The sequence below is a fragment of the Streptomyces sp. Q6 genome, assembly GCF_036967205.1.
GTDB classification, from domain to species: Bacteria; Actinomycetota; Actinomycetes; order Streptomycetales; family Streptomycetaceae; genus Streptomyces; species Streptomyces citrinus.
The window spans coordinates 5,384,203-5,404,993 of the sequence record NZ_CP146022.1; the positions used below are offsets into that span (position 1 = coordinate 5,384,203).

Annotated in this window: 20 protein-coding genes and 1 pseudogene; 19 read left to right on the plus strand and 2 right to left on the minus strand. The window is 71.4% G+C overall.

Annotated features, from left to right (window positions below; translation table 11 throughout):
- Positions 1 to 43: 43 nt before the first annotated feature.
- Positions 44 to 1,648 carry a D-aminoacylase gene (locus tag V2W30_RS25135; RefSeq protein WP_338699981.1) on the minus strand — a complete coding sequence of 535 codons (1,605 nt, stop codon included), beginning with the start codon at positions 1,646 to 1,648 and terminating at the stop codon, positions 44 to 46.
- Positions 1,649 to 1,815: 167 nt separating this feature from the next.
- The gene (locus tag V2W30_RS25140; protein ID WP_338699983.1) at positions 1,816 to 3,084 is read right to left on the minus strand and encodes an amino acid deaminase; all 1,269 of its coding nucleotides are present in this window, start codon (positions 3,082 to 3,084) and stop codon (positions 1,816 to 1,818) included.
- 176 nt (positions 3,085 to 3,260) lie between these two features.
- Between V2W30_RS25140 and V2W30_RS25145 the strand changes: the two genes are divergently transcribed.
- The 19 genes and pseudogenes from V2W30_RS25145 (at position 3,261) to V2W30_RS25235 (ending at position 20,767) form a co-directional block, all read left to right on the plus strand.
- Positions 3,261 to 4,256 (plus strand): sugar kinase, encoded by a 996-nt coding sequence (locus V2W30_RS25145; protein ID WP_338703752.1) that lies wholly within the window; start codon positions 3,261 to 3,263, stop codon positions 4,254 to 4,256.
- Entirely contained in the window at positions 4,253 to 5,038 is a 786-nt protein-coding gene (locus V2W30_RS25150; protein WP_338699984.1) for an IclR family transcriptional regulator, read from the plus strand. The genes V2W30_RS25145 and V2W30_RS25150 overlap by 4 nt, the downstream gene beginning before the upstream one ends.
- The gene (locus V2W30_RS25155; RefSeq protein WP_338699985.1) at positions 5,035 to 5,445 is read left to right on the plus strand and encodes a RidA family protein; all 411 of its coding nucleotides are present in this window, start codon (positions 5,035 to 5,037) and stop codon (positions 5,443 to 5,445) included. Before V2W30_RS25150 ends, V2W30_RS25155 begins: the two co-directional genes overlap by 4 nt.
- A gap of 112 nt (positions 5,446 to 5,557) precedes the next feature.
- A complete protein-coding gene (locus tag V2W30_RS25160) occupies positions 5,558 to 7,051 on the plus strand; it encodes a gluconate:H+ symporter (protein ID WP_338699986.1) in 1,494 nt (497 codons plus the stop codon).
- Positions 7,052 to 7,329: 278 nt separating this feature from the next.
- Positions 7,330 to 7,875: a hypothetical protein gene (locus V2W30_RS25165; protein WP_338699987.1), complete on the plus strand. Its 546-nt coding sequence runs from the start codon at positions 7,330 to 7,332 to the stop codon at positions 7,873 to 7,875.
- Between the two features lie 61 nt (positions 7,876 to 7,936).
- On the plus strand, positions 7,937 to 9,253 hold the full coding sequence (locus V2W30_RS25170; RefSeq protein ID WP_338699988.1) for an Nramp family divalent metal transporter: 1,317 nt from the start codon (positions 7,937 to 7,939) through the stop codon (positions 9,251 to 9,253).
- 184 nt (positions 9,254 to 9,437) lie between these two features.
- On the plus strand, positions 9,438 to 9,950 hold the full coding sequence (locus V2W30_RS25175) for a PadR family transcriptional regulator (RefSeq protein ID WP_338703753.1): 513 nt from the start codon (positions 9,438 to 9,440) through the stop codon (positions 9,948 to 9,950).
- 195 nt (positions 9,951 to 10,145) lie between these two features.
- Positions 10,146 to 11,081: a hypothetical protein gene (locus tag V2W30_RS25180; protein ID WP_338699989.1), complete on the plus strand. Its 936-nt coding sequence runs from the start codon at positions 10,146 to 10,148 to the stop codon at positions 11,079 to 11,081.
- Between the two features lie 58 nt (positions 11,082 to 11,139).
- A complete protein-coding gene (gene cpaB, locus V2W30_RS25185) occupies positions 11,140 to 11,856 on the plus strand; it encodes a Flp pilus assembly protein CpaB (protein WP_338699990.1) in 717 nt (238 codons plus the stop codon).
- Positions 11,857 to 11,902: 46 nt separating this feature from the next.
- A pseudogene (locus V2W30_RS25190) lies at positions 11,903 to 13,485 on the plus strand (AAA family ATPase).
- Positions 13,482 to 13,784 carry a TadE/TadG family type IV pilus assembly protein gene (locus V2W30_RS25195; protein WP_338699992.1) on the plus strand — a complete coding sequence of 101 codons (303 nt, stop codon included), beginning with the start codon at positions 13,482 to 13,484 and terminating at the stop codon, positions 13,782 to 13,784. Before V2W30_RS25190 ends, V2W30_RS25195 begins: the two are co-directional and overlap by 4 nt.
- A gap of 196 nt (positions 13,785 to 13,980) precedes the next feature.
- Positions 13,981 to 15,345 (plus strand): CpaF family protein, encoded by a 1,365-nt coding sequence (locus V2W30_RS25200; protein ID WP_338699993.1) that lies wholly within the window; start codon positions 13,981 to 13,983, stop codon positions 15,343 to 15,345.
- A gap of 124 nt (positions 15,346 to 15,469) precedes the next feature.
- Positions 15,470 to 16,420: a type II secretion system F family protein gene (locus V2W30_RS25205; RefSeq protein WP_338699994.1), complete on the plus strand. Its 951-nt coding sequence runs from the start codon at positions 15,470 to 15,472 to the stop codon at positions 16,418 to 16,420.
- 2 nt (positions 16,421 to 16,422) lie between these two features.
- A complete protein-coding gene (locus tag V2W30_RS25210) occupies positions 16,423 to 17,325 on the plus strand; it encodes a DUF5936 domain-containing protein (protein ID WP_338699995.1) in 903 nt (300 codons plus the stop codon).
- A gap of 83 nt (positions 17,326 to 17,408) precedes the next feature.
- Complete coding sequence (locus tag V2W30_RS25215) at positions 17,409 to 18,383, plus strand: expansin EXLX1 family cellulose-binding protein (protein ID WP_338699996.1); 975 nt, start codon at positions 17,409 to 17,411, stop codon at positions 18,381 to 18,383.
- A 318-nt stretch (positions 18,384 to 18,701) separates the two neighbouring features.
- Positions 18,702 to 18,911, plus strand: coding sequence for a hypothetical protein (locus V2W30_RS25220; RefSeq protein WP_338699998.1), 210 nt, complete (start codon positions 18,702 to 18,704; stop codon positions 18,909 to 18,911).
- Positions 18,912 to 18,946: 35 nt separating this feature from the next.
- A complete protein-coding gene (locus V2W30_RS25225) occupies positions 18,947 to 19,516 on the plus strand; it encodes a pilus assembly protein TadG-related protein (protein ID WP_338700000.1) in 570 nt (189 codons plus the stop codon).
- Positions 19,517 to 19,551: 35 nt separating this feature from the next.
- Positions 19,552 to 20,142, plus strand: coding sequence for a hypothetical protein (locus tag V2W30_RS25230; RefSeq protein WP_338700001.1), 591 nt, complete (start codon positions 19,552 to 19,554; stop codon positions 20,140 to 20,142).
- Between the two features lies 1 nt (position 20,143).
- Positions 20,144 to 20,767, plus strand: a complete 624-nt coding sequence (locus tag V2W30_RS25235) for an OmpA family protein (RefSeq protein WP_338700002.1) — start codon at positions 20,144 to 20,146, stop codon at positions 20,765 to 20,767.
- Positions 20,768 to 20,791 lie beyond the last annotated feature (24 nt).

Sequence of the window (20,791 nt, forward strand, 5' to 3'; positions counted from 1 at the left end):
CCGGGCCCCACTGGATCCGGCCCCACCGATTCCCGCGCGGCTGTCAGGCGCTGACGGTCCGGCGTACGGACCGGCCCGCGAGCACGTCCGTGCGGCGCCCGTCCTCGATCACGAACCGGCCGTCGATCAGGACGTGCGGGATGCCGACCGGCAGGGTGCGCGGCGCCTCGAACGTCGAGCCCGCCGCGACCGTCTCCGGGTCGAAGAGGACCAGGTCGGCACGGTAGCCCTCGCGGACCAGGCCGCGGTCGGGCAGCCGCAGACGGGCCGCCGGGCGGGAGGTCAGGTGCGCGACCGTCTCCTCCAGGGAGAGCACGCCCAGGTCACGGGCGTAGTGGCCGAGGTAGTGCGGGAACGTGCCGTACGCGCGCGGGTGCGGCTTGAAGCCCTGGAGGATGCCGTCGCTGCCGCCCGTGTGCACCCGGTGCTGCATGATCGCGCGGACGTTGTCCTCGTGCCCGACGTGCTGGAGGATCGTCGACCCGAGCCGGTCGGCGATCAGCAGCCGGCGGGCGGTGACCCACGGGGCCTCGCCGCGTTCGGCGGCGGCCCGCGCGATCGTCTTGCCGACGCACGACGCGAGCGCCGGGTCGGAGACCCCGGACACCTCGATGGTGTCCCACTCGATCGGCACGCCGTGACAGCCGTCGGCGCCGAGCTCCTCGACGTGCCGCCGGATCCGCTCGGCGGTGTCGTCGTCCTGGAGCCGGGCGAGGGTCGCGTCGGGGCCGCCCTCGTTCGCCCAGCTCGGCAGCATCGCCACGAGCGTGGTGGCGCCGGGGGTGTACGGGTACGTGTCCAGGCTGATGTCGGCGCCGGACGCGAGGGCGTCGTCGAGGAGGGCGAGCAGGTCCCCGCCCTTCCCCTTGTTCACGCCGAAGTTCATGGTGGCGTGGGCGAGGTGCAGGGAGCAGGACGCGTCGCGGGTCAGCTCGACCATCTCGCGGTACGCGTCCAGCGCGCCCGCCCCGTAACTGCGGTGGTGGGGGCAGTAGTAGCCGTCGTACGAGGCCACCACCCGGCACAGCTCGGTGAGTTCGGCGTCCTTGGCGTACATGCCGGGGGTGTAGGTGAGCCCCGACGACATGCCGACCGCGCCCTGCTCCATGCCCTGCGCCACGAGCCGCTTCATGTGCTCCAGCTCGGCGGGCGTCGCGTCGCGGTCGTCCCAGCCGACCGCGTACATGCGGACCGTGCCCTGCGGGACGAGGTAGGCGGCGTTGACCGCGATGCCCTGCCGGTCGAGGCGGTCCAGGTACTCGCCGACCGTGCGCCAGTCGAAGTCGATGTCGGAGCCGTCGCCGTTCCAGCCGGTGATCGCCTGGCGGACCTGGGCCAGGGTGCGGTCGTCGACCGGGGCGTACGAGAGGCCGTCCTGGCCGAGGACTTCGAGGGTGACGCCCTGGGCGGCCTTCGCGCTGTGGTCCGGGTCGCGAAGCAGCGCGAGGTCGCTGTGCGCGTGCATGTCGATGAAGCCGGGGGCCAGCGCCAGGCCGTCGCCGTCCAGCGTGCGGGGCGCTGTGGGGCGCGGGCCGGTGCCCTCGGGCCTGATCTCGGCGATGCGGCCGTCGGCGAGCTTGACGTCCGCCCGGTAGGAGGCGCCGCCGGTGCCGTCGATGACGCGGGTGTCCTTGATGACCAGGTCCATGGGGGGCCTTTCGTGTGCCAGGTGGTGATGTGGTTCCGGGTGCCGCGCCGTCGTGGCTGGTCGGGCAGGTCCCCGCGCCCCTGAGGGCTGCGGCTTCGCCGCTTGCCTTCATCGGGGCGCGGGACCTGCGCGACCAGCCCCTACGCCCCCGCGGATGAAGAGCCCGCCTAGAAGAACGTCCGTACGTAGTCCACGACCGTGCCGTCCGCCTCCACCAGCGGGATCAGCTGCCACTTGTCGAACGACGTGCAGGGGTGCGAAAGGCCCATGCCGAGCCAGTCGCCCACCTCGACCCGCGCCTGCGGCTCCAGGCGGAGCCACCCGTGCTGGTCGGACAGGCCCGTCACCGCGACCCCGGCCGCCTCCCGCACCTCGCCCGTGCGGGCGTCCCGGACGACCTGCGCCTCGGGAAGGTCCAGGTCGTACGCCGCGTCGCGCTTGCCCGCGTTCGTGAACGCCTGGTCCGGCGCGGGCCGCGAGACGACCTGCGCCCACAGCCGGAACGCCGGGTGCAGCGCGCCCTCCTCCGGGACCCGGTTGAACGGCGTGAGGTGCCGGTAGTGCCCGTCGTCGTGCGAGACGTACGCGCCGGAGCGGAGCAACTTCCGTACGGGCGCGGACAGTTCGGGGACCTCGGCGAAGACGTCCGCCACCGCGTCGAACCACGCGGAGCCGCCCGCGCTGAGCACGATCTCGTCGAGCCCCGCGAAGCGGCCCGCCTTGTCGAAGTCGGCCGCCAGCGCGACGAGGCGGCGCAGCCACGCCCGGACGCGCTCGCCGTCGGCCCGCGGCACCTCGCCCTCGTACCCGGCCACGCCCACGAGCCGCAGCGTGGTCGCCGACGCCACCGCGTCCGCGACCGCCGCGCACTCCTCCTCCGTGCGGATGCCGGTGCGCGCGCCCTCGCCCGCGCCGAGTTCGACGACCACGTCGACCGGGCGGGACGCGCCCGCGGCGGTCAGCGCCGCCTCCATCAGCTCCACGCCGCGTACGGAATCCACGTAGCAGATGAAGCGGAAGCTCTCGGAGGAGTCCAGTTCCGCGGCCAGCCAGCGCAGCGCCGCCGCGTCGACGAGTTCGTTCGCCAGGAAGATCCGCTCGATGCCGAACTCCCGTGCCACGCGCACCTGGTGGGGGACGGCGAGGGTGATGCCCCACGCGCCGCGCTCGATCTGGCGCTGGAAGAGCTGGGGCGCCATGGAGGTCTTGCCGTGCGGGGCGAAGTCCAGGCCGTGACGCGCGGAGTACGTCTCCATGAGCGCGAGGTTGTGCTCCAGGCGCTCGGCGGAGAGCGCGAGGACGGGGGTGGTGAACCCGTCCGTGAAGAGGTTCAGGCGGCGCGCCGCGAGCTCGGCGACGGTCAGGCCGTCGGCCTCGGGCGGCAGGCCCTTGAAGCGGAAGTCCACCCGCTCCCGTGCCAGGTCCTCAAGAGTCATGGAGCCTCCTCCAGGCCGACTGTTGCAGCATGTGCAACGGTCATTGCGTATGTCGCTTACTGCTGTCTAACATCCGAGCCAACGCCGGGTCAACGGAGCCGTTGACCCTCCCGACCGGAGGAGCGCTGCCCACCGTGACCACCCCGCCTGCTGACGTCATCGCGCTCGGCGAGTCCATGGTCACGTTCCTGCCCGCCACCGCCGGACGCCTCGCCGACGTCCCCTCTTTCGACCGCGGCATCGGCGGCGCCGAGTCCAACGTCGCCTGCGTCCTCGCCGCCGCGGGCCACCGCGCCCGCTGGGTCAGCCGGGTCGGCGCCGACGGGTTCGGCGACCACCTGGTCGAGGCCATCGGCGCCTGGGGCGTCGACGTGTCCGGCGTGCGCCGCGACCCCGCCCGGCCCACCGGGATCTACTTCCGCACCGCGGGCGACCGGGCCACCGACGCCCACGAGGTCGCCTACTACCGCGCCGGGTCCGCCGCCTCCGCCATGTCCGCCGAGAACACCGACCTCGACGCCCTGCGCTCCGGCCGCGTCCTGCACCTGTCCGGCATCACCGCCGCCCTCTCCGCCGACTGCCTCGCCCTCCTGCGGACGCTGATGGAGACGGCCCCCGTCGTGTCCTTCGACGTCAACCACCGGCCCGGCCTGTGGGCGGACCCCGCCGACGCCCGCGTCCTGCTCGACCTCGCCCGCCGCACCGGCCGAGCCGGGATCGTCTTCGTCGGCGAGGACGAGGCCGAGGAGGCGTTCGGCGTCACCGGCGGCCCCGACGCGATCCGCGCCGCGCTGCCCGAACCCGGACTGCTCGTCGTCAAGCGGGGCGCCGACGGCGCCGTCGCCTACGACGCCGAGGGGAACCGCTACACCGAGCCCGCCCCGCGCGTGGACGTCGTCGCCGCCGTCGGCGCCGGGGACGCCTTCGCCGCCGGGTTCCTCTCCGCCACCCTGCGCGGACTGCCCGTCGCCGCCCGCCTGCGCCACGGCCACCTGTGGGCCGCCGCCGCCCTCACCGTCCCCGGCGACCTCGCCACGCCCCCGGGCCGCGCCCACGCCGACCGGCTGACCGCCCTCGACCCCGCCGCGTGGGAGACACTGCACCTCGGCCCCGGGTGGACTGTCACCGAACCCCTCCCGCAGCGGCCCGCCGAGGAGGTACGTACGCCATGAGCCAGACCGTCGACCGCGCGCTCAGCATCCTGCCGCTGCTCGCCGAGGGCCCCGCCGACCTGGGCCAGGTCGCCGACCGCCTCGGCGTCCACAAGTCCACGGCCCTGCGCCTGCTGCGCACCCTGCACGAACACGGCCTGGTCTTCCGCCAGTCCGACCAGCGCTACCGGCTGGGCGCCCGCCTCTTCGCCCTCGCCCAGGAAGCCGTCGAGAACCTCGACGTGCGCGAGATCGCCCACCCCCACCTCGTCGAACTCAACGAGAAGGTCGGGCACACCGTCCACCTCGCGGTGTACGAGGAGAACGAGGTCCTCTACATCGACAAGGTCGAGAGCCGCTACCCGGTGCGCATGTACTCGCGCATCGGCAAGCCGGTCGCCATCACGGTCGCCGCCGTGGCGAAACTGCTCCTGGCCGACCTGTCCGAGGCCGAGCGCCGCGCGATCGCGGAGAAGCTCGACTACCCCCTGTACACGGCCCGTTCCACCCCCAACGCCCCCGCGTTCCTGCGGGAGTTGGCCACGGTGCGCGAACAGGGCTGGGCCACCGACCTCGGCGGCCACGAGGAGTCCATCAACTGCGTCGGCGCGCCCATCCGGGGCGCCGACGGACGCGTCGTCGCCGCCATGTCGGTCTCCGCACCGAACGTCGTCGTCACCGCGGAGGAACTCCTCACCCTGCTCCCGCTGGTGCGCCGCACGGCGGAAGCCATCAGCCGGGACTACTCAGGCACCGGCACCGGATCCGGTAACACCCCCACGAAGGAAGCACGTTCACGATGACCGAGAAGATCGCCCTCACCCCCGCCACGCACACCACCCCGCCCGCGAAGTTCTCCCACGGCGTCAAGAAGGGCAACATCCTTCAGGTCGCCGGCCAGGTCGGCTTCCTGCCCGCCGAGGAGGGCAAGGCCCCCACCCCGGCCGGCCCGACCCTGCGCGAGCAGACCCTCCAGACCTTCGCCAACGTCAAGGCGATCCTCGAAGAGGGCGGCGCCACCTGGGACGACGTCATGATGATGCGCGTCTACCTCACGGACGTCGACCACTTCGCCGAGATGAACACGATCTACAACGAGTACTTCGAGGAGCAGGGCCTCAAGGCCCCCGCCTCCGCCCGCACGACCGTCTACGTCGGTCTGCCGGCCGGCCTGCTCATCGAGATCGACGCGCTCGCCGTCCTGAGCTGAGCCCCCTGCACCACCAGCCCGCCGCACGTCGTCACGGCACGGCGCATCGCAGTCATGCGCCGTGCCGCGCTCCCCCCTGCCCTGAAAGCTCCATGCACTTACGAGGTCAACGATGTCCCCGTTCGCACTCGCCGCCCCGCTCGCGGCCTCCGCCGCCTCCGAGATCCCGCCCCACACCGGCGGCATCCTCACGATCATCGACGGCACCGCCGGTCTGCTGACCGTCGCCTTCCTCGGCATCGTGCTGCTGCTCTTCCTGATCATCAAGGCACGCATACAGCCCTTCGTGGCCCTGCTCGCGGTCTCCATAGCCGTCGGCCTGGGCGCGGGACTCTCGGTCACCGAACTCTTCGGCACCGTCCAGAAGTCCGACGCCGTCTCCACCATCGAGGCCGGCATGGGCGGCACCCTCGGGCACGTCGCGATCATCATCGGCCTCGGGACCATGCTCGGCGCGGTCCTCGAAGTGTCCGGCGGCGCCGAGGTGTTGGCGTCCCGCCTCCTGAACCTCTTCGGCGAGAAGCGCGCCCCGCTCGCGATGGGCCTGACCGGCCTGATCTTCGGCATCCCGGTCTTCTTCGACGTCGGCATCTTCGTCCTCGCGCCGATCGTGTACGCGGCCGCCAAGCGCGGCGGCAAGTCGATCGTCCTCTACTGCATGCCGCTGCTCGCGGGTCTGTCGATGACCCACGCGTTCCTGCCCCCGCACCCCGGCCCCGTCGCCGCCGCGGGCCTCCTCAAGGTCGACCTCGGCTGGGTCATCCTCATGGGCATCGTCTGCGGCATCCCGGCCGTGCTCGCCGCGTGGGGCTGGGCCGCCTGGATCGGCAAGCGGATCTTCGTCCCCGTACCGCAGGACATGGTCGAGGCCGCCGACGAGGCGAAGGCCGCGCTGGAGGCCGAGCAGCGCGCCGCGGGTGTCACCCCCACCGAGAAGCCGGTCCCGCTGGGCATCGTCTTCACCATCATCGGCACCCCGCTGGTCCTTATCCTCCTGGCGACGTTCTCCTCGATCGCCTTCGACCCGTCGACGGGCCGCTCCGTCATCGAGTTCTTCGGCCACCCCTTCGTGGCGCTGACGATCGCCCTGCTCATGGCGTACTACCTGCTCGGCATCCGCCGCGGCTGGTCGCGCAAGTCGCTGGAGACGGTGTCGACCGCGTCGCTCAAGCCGGTCGGCAACATCCTCCTGGTGGTCGGCGCCGGCGGTGTCTTCGGCGCGGTCCTCAAGGCGAGCGGCATCGCGCAGGCGCTCTCCGACACGTTCAACGACGTGGGCCTGCCCGTCATCGTCCTCGCCTACCTGATCTCGCTGGTGCTGCGCGTCGCCCAGGGCTCGGCGACCGTCGCGATCGTGACGACGGCGGGCATCGTGGCCCCGCTGCTGTCCGAGGGCGACTACTCGCAGGCCTTCACCGCCCTCGTCATCATGGCGATCTCGGCGGGCTCCATCTTCGCCTCGCACGTGAACGACGGCGGCTTCTGGATGGTGTCCAAGTACTTCGGCATCTCGGAGCGCGACACCCTGCGCACCTGGACCGTCCTCGAATCGGTCCTGTCCGTGGCCGGGTTCGCGGTGGCGGCGGTGGTCAGCCTGTTCGTCTAGGACCGGCAGCTCCTCGGTGCGCGCGGCCCGGCGGTCCAACCGCCGGGCCGCGCGCGGCAGTTCACGTCGCGCGCCGCCCGGCCGGGCTCCTCGTCACGAGCCGCGCCCCGGCCCGCGGCGGCGCCGCTGACCTGGCCCGCCGGGCGGGCTCCCCGCCTTCGTCGCCCTCCCTCGGGCTTCCCCCGCGGGCGGCAGGATCGTACGGAGCGCGCAGAGAGTGAGCCCGGCCACTGGCGGACACAGCCTCGTCCGCCATACTTCGGCCTGTGGAGCAGCGCATGGACAACCAGAAGGTCACGCCCGTCACCGGCGCCGGTTTCGACCCGGCGTACGTTCCCGGCCTGACGTCTCCCGCCCGGGAGGCGGTTGCCGAGGACGCGGTCACGGATTCCGACGAGGTAACCGAGGAGGTGACGACCCGGGCCGACGCGGAGCCCGAGGACCGCGAGCCCGAGGCGAAGTCCGCCCCGGACCTCTCGAAGGAAACCCCGAAGCCGGTCTCCAAGACTGTTTCGAAGGCCGCTTCGAAGGCGGACGAGGACGCGGACGCGGCGAAGCCGGCCCTGGAGGCCAAGGACCGCCGCGGTTCGATCTCGGTCGACGCGACCGGCGTCCGCTTCACGCTGGACGACCAGGAGTGCGACTTCACCTGGGACGAGATCAGCGCCGTCGAGGTCGGCACCTCGCGCAAGCGCCTGACCGTCACCGTCCACACGCCCAACAGCCGCTGGTACCCGAACGACGTCGAGGCCCCCGACAAGGCGCGCCTCAAGGAGTGGTCGGACACCGTCGACAAGGCGCTGGACGAGTATTTCGAGGACTGATCACGTGAAGGTCCTGGCGTAGCTCTTGCCAGCGGCCCGCCTTTACGCACCCTTGGTGTTCATGGCGGACACCACGGGCACCTCAGTAACCACCGAACCCGACCGACCCCGCAAGTCCAGCTGGAAGTACATCGGCCCCGGCATCGTCGTCGCGGCGACGGGCGTCGGCGCCGGTGACCTCGTCGCGACGCTCATCGCCGGCAGCAACTTCGGCTACACGCTCCTGTGGGCCGCGGTCATCGGCTGCGTCGTGAAGATCAGCCTGGCGGAGGCGGCGGGCCGCTGGCACCTGGCCACCGGCCGCACCCTCTTCGACGGCTGGGCGAGCCTCGGCCGCTGGACGACGTACTTCTTCGTCGTCTACGTGGTGATCTGGGGCTTCGTCTACGGCGCGGCCGCGATGTCGTCCAGCGCGCTGCCGCTGCAAGCGCTGTGGCCCGACGTCTTCCCGGCCGACTGGTCGATCAAGCCGTGGGCGATCCTCTGCGGCATCGTCGGCCTCGTCTTCGTCTGGTTCAACAAGTACGCAGTCTTCGAGAAGGTCATGACGGTCCTGGTGGGCGTCATGTTCCTGGTCACCGTCTACCTCGCGATCCGCGTCACCCCGAACCTCGGCGACGCCTTCGCCGGCCTGCTCCCGGTGCTGCCCGACGAGAAGGACTCGATCCTCAACACGCTCGGCCTGATCGGCGGCGTCGGCGGCACCATCACCCTTGCCGCGTACGGCTATTGGATCAACGCCAAGGGCTGGACCGAGGCCTCCTGGATGAAGGTGATGCGGCTCGACAACCGGGTCGCGTACCTCACCACCGGCGTCTTCGTCGTGGCGATGCTGTTCGTCGGCGCCGAACTCCTCCACGCCTCGCACACCTCGATCGCCGCCGGTGACCAGGGACTCGTGGACCTGTCCGCGATCCTCGCGGACGAGTACGGCACGGCGACGGCCAAGCTGTTCCTGGTCGGCTTCTTCGCCACGTCCTTCACCTCGCTCATCGGCGTCTGGCACGGCGTGAGCCTGATGTTCGCCGACTTCGTCGAGCGCTACCGCGGGGCGAAGGTCTCGGGTGAGGACATCGCGCGCGGCGAGCGCGAGAAGGGCTGGCCGTTCCGGGCGTACCTGCTCTGGCTGACGTTCCCGCCGATCGTCCTGCTCTTCCAGGGCCAGCCGTTCCGCCTCGTGATCCTGTACGGGGTCCTCGGCGCGGCCTTCATGCCGTTCCTGGCGCTGACCCTGGTCTGGCTGCTCAACTCAACCCGCACACCTGCGAGTTGGCGCAACGGCTGGCTCAGCAACGCCATGCTCACCGTCGCGGGGCTGCTCTTCGTGGTCCTGTGCGTGAAGCAGATCTGGGACCAGCCCTGGTCCGAGTTCTTCTAGGTCCTTCAGGACTTCGCGGTGGCGCGGGCGCGGGCGATGTCCGGGTAGCGCACCGTGAAGAGGATCGGCAGCGCGACGCAGGCCACGGTCAGGGCGGTGCGGGCGGTGTCGCCGCTGCTCCACCAGCGCGGAGCCGGGCGCGGCGACAGCGCACACCGCGAAGAACGCCGCGGCGCTCACCTCGATCACGAGCGCGTCCCAGGCGAGCGGTTACGACCTCCTGGGCACGTTCCGTACGACCCTCTCGAACGTCTGGCCCGCCAATCAGAGCCAGATCTACACAGAGCTGACCAAGCTCGACGCCACCGAGCTGATCCGGGTGGCGGAGGAGGGCGCGCGCGGCCGCAAGACGTACGAGATCACCGACGCGGGCCGCACCGAACTGCGCCACTGGCTCCTGGAGACGACCCCGAACGGCTACCGCCGCAACGACGTCCTGCTGCGTGTGTTCCTGCTCGGTGCCGTGGAGTGGCACGAGGCCCGCGCCTTCCTGCGGCAGCGCGGCGAGGTCATGACCGAACGCCTCGCCGGCCTGCGCGAACTGGACGCGGCGATGGACTGGGGCGACGACCCGCTCTCCGTCTACGGCCGACTGACCCTGGAGTGGGGCAAGCGGTTCGCGGCGACGCAGGCGGAGTGGAGCGCGTGGGCGGAGAAGGAGATCGCGGGGGCGCAGGCGGCGGCCGGCGAGGGGTGAGCGCGCCGCTCAGGACCGGGGGCCGGGCCGATGCTTCCTCGCCAAGTCCGGCCGAAGCCCTGCCCATCGCCCCGTGAACAGTGAGAAGTTGGGTGTTGCCGGGCGCTCGCGTGGATATGGTGCTCAGGCAGAAGGGCTGCAGCGTCCGGACGCTGCGGTGACCGCACGTGCACAGAGCGACCGGGGGGTTCACGCGTGCCGACCGCCATAGCCGTGACGGACCCCGGCCTGGTCCTGACCTCGCCGGACCGGCACACGCCGAGCGCCGCCGTGCTGCCCATGGGGGACGCGCAGGACGCGTATCCGCTCGACCGCGCGATCGTCGACGTTCACACGCTGATCGAACAGCACGGCTATGTGATCGCCCTCTGCCCGCAGTCCGTACCGGATGCGGTCGTGCACCGGCTGCATTCCGTACGGTCCATGCTCGAAAGCGACCGGATCGCGATCCTCCGGCCCGAGCTGCCGCCGCTCGGACTCGCCGTCCTCGCCCTCCAGTTGCGCCAGCTCTCGATCTGCGACTTCAGCCCCGGCGTCCTCGCGTCCGCCGCCCGGCTGCTCGCCCACTACATCTACGCGGGCGCCCTCGTCGGCTCCGTCGCCAAGCTCGACCGCGTCCCCGTCTCGCTGCGCGCGCACGCCAAGTCGTGGTCCCCGAACGCCCAGTTCGCCGTCCTCGCCTCGCCGCAGCCGCAGGTGCAGCGGGTCACCGGCGACGAGACGCCCGGCGGGCCCGCCTTCGGCACGCGGATGTACTACGCCGCCGGGCAGCAGTCCGCCGCGTGGGTCACCGAGACCCTCGCCCCCGCCTGGCGGGTACAGGGAGTCACCGAGGCGGCGCTGCCGGCCGAGTCGCCGCGGTGGTGGGCCACGGGCAAGGGGGCGAGCGCGGGCCGGATCGTCGAGTTCGCCGCCGCGATCCCCGACATCTCCGTGCTCTACCAGCTCGTCTCGTCCGTGCGGCGCGAGGAGTGCCACTGGTGCGGGCTCGAACTCCTCGGCGACCGCTGCGGGTTCTGCTCCGCGCCCCTGGCCGCCGAGGCCCCTCCCGACCGGCTGGGCGGCGGCCGCACCGCCCTGGCGCCGGCCGCCGGCGCGGGCCGGGCGGCGCTGCCCCGGGCCCCGCAGTGACCCCGCCCGCCGCACACCCCGACTCTCCCGTCCGCCTACCCACGAGGTTGTCCGGTCCATGAACTCACGTCAGCGCCGCGGCGTCATCCTCCTGGTCGTCTCGGCCCTGTGCGCCGTCGGCGCGTTCGCGGGCGTCCTGTCGGTCATCCGGGACGTGAACTCCAAGGTGGGCCCGGAGAAGACCGCGTACCGGCTGAAGACGGACGTCGCGCCCTACAAGGAGCTGTCGCGGGACCAGTTCGAGAAGGTGGAGATGCCCGAGCGCTGGATGTCGTCCACCGCCGTGCGGAGCCTGCGCGACATCCAGGGCAAGATCGCCGTCACCCAGCTCAAGAAGGGCTCCCTGCTCCAGAGCGACATGATCGTCGAGCGGCCCCGGCTCAAGGCGGGGCAGCAGGAGATCGCCATCATGATCGACGCCGAGACCGGCGTCGCCGGAAAGATCAATCCGGGCTCGAAGGTGAACATCTACGCCACCTTCAAGGCCGAGAACGACAAGCAGAAGGACCAGTCCAAGGTCATCGTGGAGAACGCCGAGGTCATCGACGTCGGCAAGCTCACCCCGATCGACCAGCAGGACAGCTCGGACCGCAACTCCGTGCGCCGCCAGGGCGAGGCCGTGCCGATCACGTTCGCCCTCGGCGCCTCGGACGCCCAACGGGTCGCGTACGCCGAGTCGTTCGCGTCCCACGTACGGCTCGCGCTGGTGGCTCCGGGCGACGACGCGGCGATCGCGCCGAGCGACCGCTCCTACACCCTGGACGAGGACAAGTGACAGGGCGCCGGGCCGCGGCGCAGGCCGAGCGAAAGGCAGGCGGACGATGACGACCCGCATCCTCCCGGCCATCGGGGAACCGGAGGGCGCCCGCGCCCTGGTCACCCTGCTCTCCCAGCTGCCCGACACCGAACCGGCGCCACCGGTCGCCGACTCCACCGTGCTCCTCGACACCCTGGCCCGGCTGGCCGCCGAGTCCCTCGACGAGCTGCCCGAGGTCGTCCTCGTCCATGAACGCATCGGCCCCGTACCGGCGTTGGACCTGATCCGCGACCTCGTCCTGCGCTTCCCCGCGGTCGGCGTCGTCCTCGTCACGGCCGACACCAGCCCGGCCCTGCTCACGGCCGCGATGGACAGCGGGGCCCGCGGTATCGTCGCGTTCCCGCTCGGCTACGACGCCCTCGCCGAGCGCGTGCACGCCGCCGCGTCCTGGTCCGCCGGAATGCGCCGCCACCTCGCGGGCACCGCCGGCGCGGAACTGATGCCGGCGGGCGGCGGCGGCCGCGTCGTCGCGGTCACCGGCGCGAAGGGCGGCGTCGGCACGACCCTGTGCGCGGTCCAGCTCGCCCTCGCCGCGCGGGCGTCGGGCAGGTCCGTGGCCCTGCTGGACCTCGACCTCCAGTCCGGGGACGTGGCCTCGTACCTCGACGTGCAGTTCCGCCGCTCCGTCGCCGACCTCTCCGCGATCCGCGACATCACCCCGCGCGTCCTCCAGGACGCCGTCTTCACCCACGAGACCGGCATCGACCTCCTCCTCGCGCCCGCCGACGGCGAGCGCGGCGAGGAGGTCACCGACCGCGTCGCCCGCCAGGTCGTCCAGTCGCTGCGCGCCCGCTACGAGGTCGTGGTCATCGACTGCGGTACGCAGATGGGCGCGGCGAACGCGGCGGCGATCGAACTCGCGGACCAGACGGCCCTGTTGGTCACCCCGGACGTCGTCGCGGTCCGCGCGGCGAAGCGCATGGTCCGCCTCTGGGACCGGCTCCAGATCCGCAAGGCCGAGGAGACCCTCACGGTCGTCAACCGGCACGCCCGCACGTCCGAGATCCAGCCCTCCCTGGTGGAGAAGGTCACCGGCACGAAGACGGCGGGCACCTCGATCCCGGCCGCGTACAAGGAACTCCAGGCCGCGGTCGACGCGGGCCGCATGCAGGATCTCGACAACCGCTCCACCGTCAAGCAGGCCCTGTGGACCCTGGCCGCCGAGCTCGGCCTGGTCGCCCCCGCCGCACCCGAGGCGGGCGGCCGCCGCGCCCGCCGCCGCGGCGACAAGGGAGCGGTCACGCTCGAGTTCGCGGCGATGTTCCCGCTGGTCCTCGTCGTCCTGGCACTGATGTGGCAGTGCGTCCTGTACGGCTACACGTACTCCTCGCGGGGAACGCGGCGGACGAGGCGGCGCGGGCCGCGACCTCGGCGGCCGCCGGGGGCGGGGATGCGGGCGGGGCCTGCGACACGGCGGGCATGTCGCACCTGCCGGCCGCCTGGCAGGGCGCGGAGATCTCCTGCGCGGACGACGGGGTCGTCGTGAAGGCCACGGTCACGGTCGACGTCCCCCTCTTCTTCCCGGGGGTGAACCCGGGCTGGAGCGTCACGGGCGAGGCCGGGGCGGCGACGGAGACGACACCGTGACCGCACGTCCAGGTGCCGGGGCGGAGCGACCCCGCCAGGCGCGCGGGGCCGTATCGACCAGCGGCTCCGCCGAAGGGCGCGACCGGCCACGACGGACCCCGCACGCGCCGGCACCGGAGCCACCCCCGACGGCGAGGAGGCGGCTGCGCGGCGACCACGGCGTCTCCATGCTGGAGTTCGCCGGCTTCCTCCCCTTCCTCCTGATCATCGGCATGGCCGCGATCCAGCTCGGCCTGGTCGGCTACGGCGCCAGCCAGGCGGGCAGCGCGGCCGCGCGGCGGCACGGGCGGAATCCCTGAACCCCGGCACGGGCCAGACGGCCGCGTCCGGCGCGGCGAGCGCCTGGCTGAACCCCGCGGCGGCGATCGGCGCGGGCGACACGATCACCGCCGACGTCACCGTCCACGTCCCCGCGATCATCCCCCTCTTCGACGGCTGGGACATCCACCGCACCGCCACCATGCCGAACGACCAGTCCGACGAGGGGAGTTGACGATGAGCCTGCGCAACCGCGTCGTGGCGACCCGCGAGACCACCGGAGGCGAACCGTCCCGCGACGACGGCCTCGTCGCCGTCTACCGGGCCAAGCTCCTGGAGGAGATCGACCTCGCGGAGATGTCCTCTCTCCAGGCCGCGGACCGCCGCGTCCGCCTGGAGCGCGTCCTCGGCCACATCATCAGCCGCGAGGGCCCGGTCCTCTCCTCGTCCGAGCGCGCGCAGCTGATCCGCCGCGTCGTCGACGAGGCCCTCGGCCTCGGCATCCTGGAGCCCCTCCTCGCGGACGCCTCCATCACCGAGATCATGGTCAACGGCCCCGACTCCATCTTCGTGGAGCGCTCGGGACGGGTCGAGCAGCTCCCCATCCGCTTCGCGTCGGCCGAGCAGCTCATGCAGACCATCGAGCGCATCGTCTCCACGGTGAACCGCCGCGTCGACGAGTCGAACCCCATGGTCGACGCCCGCCTCCCCACCGGCGAGCGCGTCAACGTGATCATCCCGCCGCTCGCCCTGACGGGCGCGACCCTCACCATCCGCCGCTTCCCGCGCGCGTACAGCCTCACCGAACTCCTCGAACTCGGCTCGCTCGACGAGCACATGCTGATGCTGCTCGCGGCCTGCGTACGGGCCCGCTTCAACATCATCGTCAGCGGCGGCACCGGCTCGGGCAAGACGACCCTCCTCAACGCCCTCTCCGCGCTGATCCCGTCCCACGAGCGCATCATCACCATCGAGGACTCGGCGGAGCTCCAGCTCCAGCAGGACCACGTCATCCGCCTCGAATCACGGCCGGCGAACGTCGAGGGCAAGGGCCAGGTCACCATCCGCGACCTGGTCCGCAACAGCCTGCGCATGCGCCCCGACCGCATCATCGTCGGCGAGGTCCGCGGCGGCGAGACCCTCGACATGCTCCAGGCCATGTCGACCGGCCACGACGGCTCCCTCGCCACGGTCCACGCGAACACCGCCGAGGACGCCCTGACCCGCCTCCAGACCCTCGGCTCCATGTCCGAGGTCGACGTCCCCTTCGAGGCGCTGCGCGACCAGATCAACTCGGCCGTCGACGTCCTCGTGCAGCTCACCCGGCACGCCGACGGCTCCCGCCGGGTCAGCGAGATCGCGCTGCTCGTCTCGCACGGGCGCGAACAGTTCACGATCGCCACCGTGACCCGCTTCGTCTCCCAGCCGTACCTCTCCGGGGCCTCCGACCTCGAACAGCGCCGGGTCCACGGCTACTACGAACACCTGCCGCTGCCGCGCCGCGTCGCCGACCGGCTGTACATCGCGGGGGAGGCGGTCCCGCCGGCGTTCGGCGTCGTCGAGTCCGTCGACGTACAGAACACGAGAGAGGCGACGGGATGACACCCCGCACACTCCTGTCCGTCATGGAAGGCGACGGGATGACACCCCGCACACTCCTGTCCGTCATGGAAGGCGACGGGATGACACCCCGCACACCCCTGTCCGCCACGGAAGGTGACGGGTCATGACGAATCCCGCCCTCATCGCCCTCGGCGCGACCGTTCTGACCTGCGTGGTCGCGGTCGCGGCCGTCCACGCCCTCGCGTCGGGCCGCGCCCAGCGCCAAGCTCTCGTCGACCGGCTCGACGGCTACCCGGCCGGCGGCTACGGCCCGGCGGGCGGCAGCCGCGCCCGCCGCTTCACCGGCGTCGACCGCCGGCTGCGCCGCACCCGCCTGGGCAAGGCCGTCCACCTCCGCCTCTCGGCGACCGGCCTCGACCTGACCGCGGGCGAGTTCTCGGTCTACGTGGCCGCGGTCGTCGCCGGTCTGTGGCTCCTCGCGGCGACGACGCTCGCCCCGTTCTTCGGCCCGATCGCGGGAGCGGTGGCGATCTGGGCGGCCGTCATCTTCCTCAACTGGCAACGCCAGAAGCGCATCGAGGCGTTCATCAACCAACTCCCGGACGTGGCGCGGCTCCTGGCCAACGCGACGGCGGCGGGCCTCGCCCTGCGCACGTCCCTCGCGATGGCCGCAGAGGAGCTCGAAGCCCCCGCGGGCGAGGAACTCTCCCGCGTCTCCGACCGGCTGGCGCTCGGCCACTCCGTCGACGACGCCCTCGACGAACTCGCCGCCCGCCTCCCGTCCCGCGAACTCATCGTCCTCGTCACCACCCTGGTCCTGGCCAACAAGGCGGGCGGCACGGTCGTCTCCTCGCTGCGCAACCTCACCCAGACCCTGGAGGACCGCAAGGAGACCCGCCGCGAGATCCGCACCATGCTCTCCGAGGTCAACGCGACGGCGTTCACGGTCCCGCTGCTCGGCCTGGGATCCCTGCTGCTGATCAACTCGTCGAACGAGGGCGCGCTGGCCAAGGTGACAGGCTCGGGCCTCGGCCAGACCCTCATCCTGGTCTCCCTCGGCCTCTACGCCATCGGCTTCTTCGTGATCCGCCGCCTCGGCAAGATCGAGGTGTGAGCATGTCGACCACGCTCATCGGCCTCCTGCTCGCCGCTCTCTCCGGTCTCGCGGTCCTCGGCATCCTCACCGGCGTCCGCATGTACCGCGCCGACGCCAAGGTCCCCGACGACCTCGCCCTCGCCCTGGAGGTCGGCGCCACCCGCGTCTCGGCGACCGGCTCGGCCGTCGACCGCCTGGGCATGCGCTTCGCCCCCCTGGTCCTGCGCCTGATGGGCCCGCGCCGCGTCGACGCCAAGCGCCGCAGGATCGACATGGCGGGCAACCCCGGCGGCCTCACCGTCGACCGTTACGCGGCCCGCCGCGCCGTCTACGGCGCCTTCGGCCTCGTCATGGGCCTGGTCTTCCTCACCAACGGCCAGCCGCTCTTCGCCCTGCTGACACTGGTCTTCGGAGCGGTCGCGGCGGACGCCCTCATCTGGCAGGCGGTCCGGGACCGCAAGGACGTCATCGACCGCACGCTCCCCGACTTCCTCGACGTCCTCGCGGTCGTCGTCTCGGCCGGCCTCGGCTTCCGCCAGGCCCTCGACCGCGTCTCGGAGAAGTACGAGGGCCCCTGGGCGGACGAACTGCGCATCACCCTGCGCCAGATGGACATGGGCGTCCCGCGCCGCCAGGCCTTCGACGAACTCCGTCGCCGCAACGCCTCCGAACAGGTCGCCCAGTTCGTCTCGGCCCTCCAGCAGGGCGAGGAGCTCGGCTCACCCATCGCCGACACCCTCATCCAGCTCGCCACGGACATGCGCCGCACCGACGCCCAGAACTCCCGCCGCCGCGCCGCGAAGACCATCCCCAAGGCCACCATGGTCACCCTGGTCTTCATGCTCCCGGCCACGATGATCCTGATCGCGACGGGCATGTTCCTCGGCTCGGGCTCGGACTTCGGCTCGATCCTGGGCCGCTGAACCCCCCGGCGGACGGCAACCTTTCCCGCACCGGCGACCACACAGAGGCGGCACGCCCCGTACGACTCCTGTGAGGAACCCCTGTGGCACGACGCCGACGCCCGCACCGCCGCGGCCCCCGCGCGGCCCTGACCCCGTACGCGCTCCTGGCGGCCGGCACTCTCGTCGTCCTCCTCGCCACACTCCTCGTGGCCCTCGACACGGGCGACGACGCCACGTCCGTAGCGACGTCCACCACGTCCCCCACACCCCGCTCGACCACCACGACACTCAAGCCGTGGACCACATCGCCCTCCCCGTCCGCGAGCAAGCCGAAGCGGCACGGCAGCGCGTCCCCCCAGCGCAAGCCGGCCCACTCCCGGGCGAAGTCCAGGTCCACATCACCGGCGACGGCCGGAACGACGGCCGCGCCCGCTGCCGGGTCGTCGCGCACGGCGCCACTGGCGGGCCGCATCCGCCCCGGCGCGACGTACAACGGCGTGGCGACCTTCTACGACGCGGGGGACGGCGACGGAGCCTGCACGTACGGCCCCGCGGGCACCACGATGACGGCCGCGATGAACACGGCCGACTACGAGACGTCGAAAGCATGCGGAGCGTACGTACGCGTCCGCGCGGCATCCGGGGCCACCATCACGGTCCGCATCACGAACGAGTGCCCGGCCCCCTGCGCCCCCGGCCAACTCGACCTCAGCGCGGAGGCGTTCGCGCGACTGGCCGCACCCGTCAAGGGCCAGATCCCCATCACCTGGTCCCTGGTCAGCCCGCCCCGGTCCCAGGCGATCGCGATCCGCTACAAGACGGGCTCCTCGCGCAACTGGTGCGGCATCCAGGCCCTGGACCACCGCAACCCCCTGGCCCGCCTGGAGCTCCGCACCTCCTCGGGCTGGCGCGGCCTCCCGCGCACCGAGTACAACTACTTCCTCGCCGAGGACGGCAACGGCTGCGGCGCCGCGATCCGTCTCACCGACATCTACGGCGAACAGGTCACCGTCACCGGAATCGCCCTCAGTCCCGATACGGTGCAGCGCACGGGAGCCCAGTTCGCGGCCCACTGACGCGCTGACCGTTGGCGGAAGCGAAGCGGGCAACGCGGGGAGTCAACTCCCGCTCCACATTGGCACGTTAAGACCCTCCTCTGCCGCCCCCCGGCTGGCTATAGTGGCCCAACGGCAACCGAACGTCAGTCACACCGAGTGCTTAGCGCGAGCGAATCAGGCGGCGACAGCGGGGGATACGGATGTCGTACGACGAGGCAACGGGCCGACAACTTCCGGTCAAGCATCGCCCCTTAATCGCCGAAACCGAGTGCGCACGGTCGCACCTCGCGTACGTTGCGTGTGTTGTTCTGGATGCCGTGGTGGAAGGGGGCTCCCGTGATCAAGGACCGACTGCTCGGGGTGTGGGTGAAGTGGACAACTTCGGTGGGGGAGAGGGCCCGGGGGGACGCGGGCGCGGGGTTCGTGGAGTATGCGGGGTTGATGATTTTGATCGCCGGGATCTTCGTGGCCATAGATCAGTTGGGCTTGGACGGAAAGATCTCGCAGGCGATCGGCAACGCGGTCAACAACGTCACGGGTGGCTGACCTCCCGTCTCCCCAGCGGGGATCGCGGATCAACGTTGCCCATCTACATCTGGCTGACGGGGGCCCTGCTCTTTGCCGCGCTCGCGTTCTTCGCCTTCGCGCAGGCGGCCTCAGCCCGCAATGGCGCTCAGTCCGCTGCGGACGCTGCCGCGCTGGCTGCTGCGCAGGCGTCACGCGACGAGCTGTTGGAAGGTCTCGGCAAGGCCGTCGGCAATGACGAGAACTGGCTGGACTGGCTCGACGGCAAGGGGTTCGACGGCGCTGACGCTGCGGCTGCGGCGGGTGACCTCGCCGCGCAGAACGACTCCGACGTCGTCGGTGGACCGGAGGACCGAGAGGTCAACGGCTTTCCTGGCTACTGGGTCGAGGTGCAGACCCGGTACACGGTGGGTGACACGGTGATCCCCGGTACGGAGACGAAGCGGGCAAAGGCGCACGCCACTGCCGTGATCGAACCACGTTGCGACTTCCCGCTGGACGCCGACCCTGAGAAGCCGGTCGAACTCGACTGCGATGGGACCGAGTTCGAGATCGATCCTAAGGATTTCGATCCCCTGGACCTGCCGGACGCGTCTGACCTGTTCTCCGTCCACCTGGCCGACTGACGATGCGCACGACGAGAAAGAGGGAAGCCCCAGCCATGAATCTTCGGCGTACGACGACGACCCGTCGAGCACTGGCCGCGGTGATGATCGCGACTGGGTTGCTTCTCTCCGTCGCGGGTTGCGGTAGTGGAGACGATGACAAGAGTGGTGAGGCCGCGAAGTCGTCGGCGCCGCCCGCGAAGGGCAGCGACGACAAGTCGGAGACGTCGCAGGCGCCAGCGACGGGTAAGACCCTGGCTGAGGTGAAGAGCAACGGGATCACGCTCACGGTCACTTCGGTCACCCGGGATGAGGGCGGCTACCTCAATGTCACGGGGACTGTGACGAACGGGACCTCCGGTATCTGGCTCGCTACGGAGTGGAAGAGCGACGAAAGCGAGATGCAGGTCAACGGCGGCTCTCTCGCCGGGGCCAGCGTTGTCGATCAGGCAGGCAAGAAGAAGTACCTGGTCCTGCGAGACACCCAGGGGCGGTGCCTCTGCACCAAGTTCGAGGGCGGAGTGAACCAGGGCAAGACCGTCGACTGGTTTGCCCAGTTCCCGGCGCCGCCTGAGGAGACCACCTCGGTCCAACTCCAGGTACCGACCATGCCCCCCGCCCCGATCGACATCACCGAGGGCGAATGACATGCCCCGACGCCCCCTGACGACCACAGCGCTCGCCGCAGCGACGACGGTCCTCCTCGCCACAGGAACCGTCGCCCACGCCGACGACGACCCCACCGGCGCCCCACCTGGCAGCACCACCACGTCCGCCCCTCCCAAGGTGGACGCCAACAGCCCGGGGCTGAAGCTCGCCGACGGCGCGACGTTGGCTCCGGCGAAGGTCCTGGACATCAAGTCGGTCGTGGAGGACCTGTCCGGTGAGGAGCGCCGAACCGACACCAACGAAGACGTCACCTTCGCGCTCCAGGCGGAGGTCCTGTTCCCCAAGGACAGTTCCAAGTTGAACCCGGACGCGAAGTCCCGTATCCAGGCGATCGCGGACGAGATCAACACCCAGAAGGCCAGCACCGTCCGCGTCTTCGGCTTCACGGACAACCTGGGTTCATACGCCCACGGCCTGACCCTGTCCAAGAAGCGTGCGGAGGCGGTCCACGACGCACTCACGGCGGCGCTCGGCGCGGACGGCGGCAACGTCACGTTCCAGGTGCGCGGCTACAGCGAGGACTACCCGATCGCGGACAACAGCTCAGAACAGGGCCGAAAGAAGAACCGCCGAGTAGAAGTCTCGTTCCCCAAGAGCGACTGACGGCACCCGCCGCCCGCCAGGGCG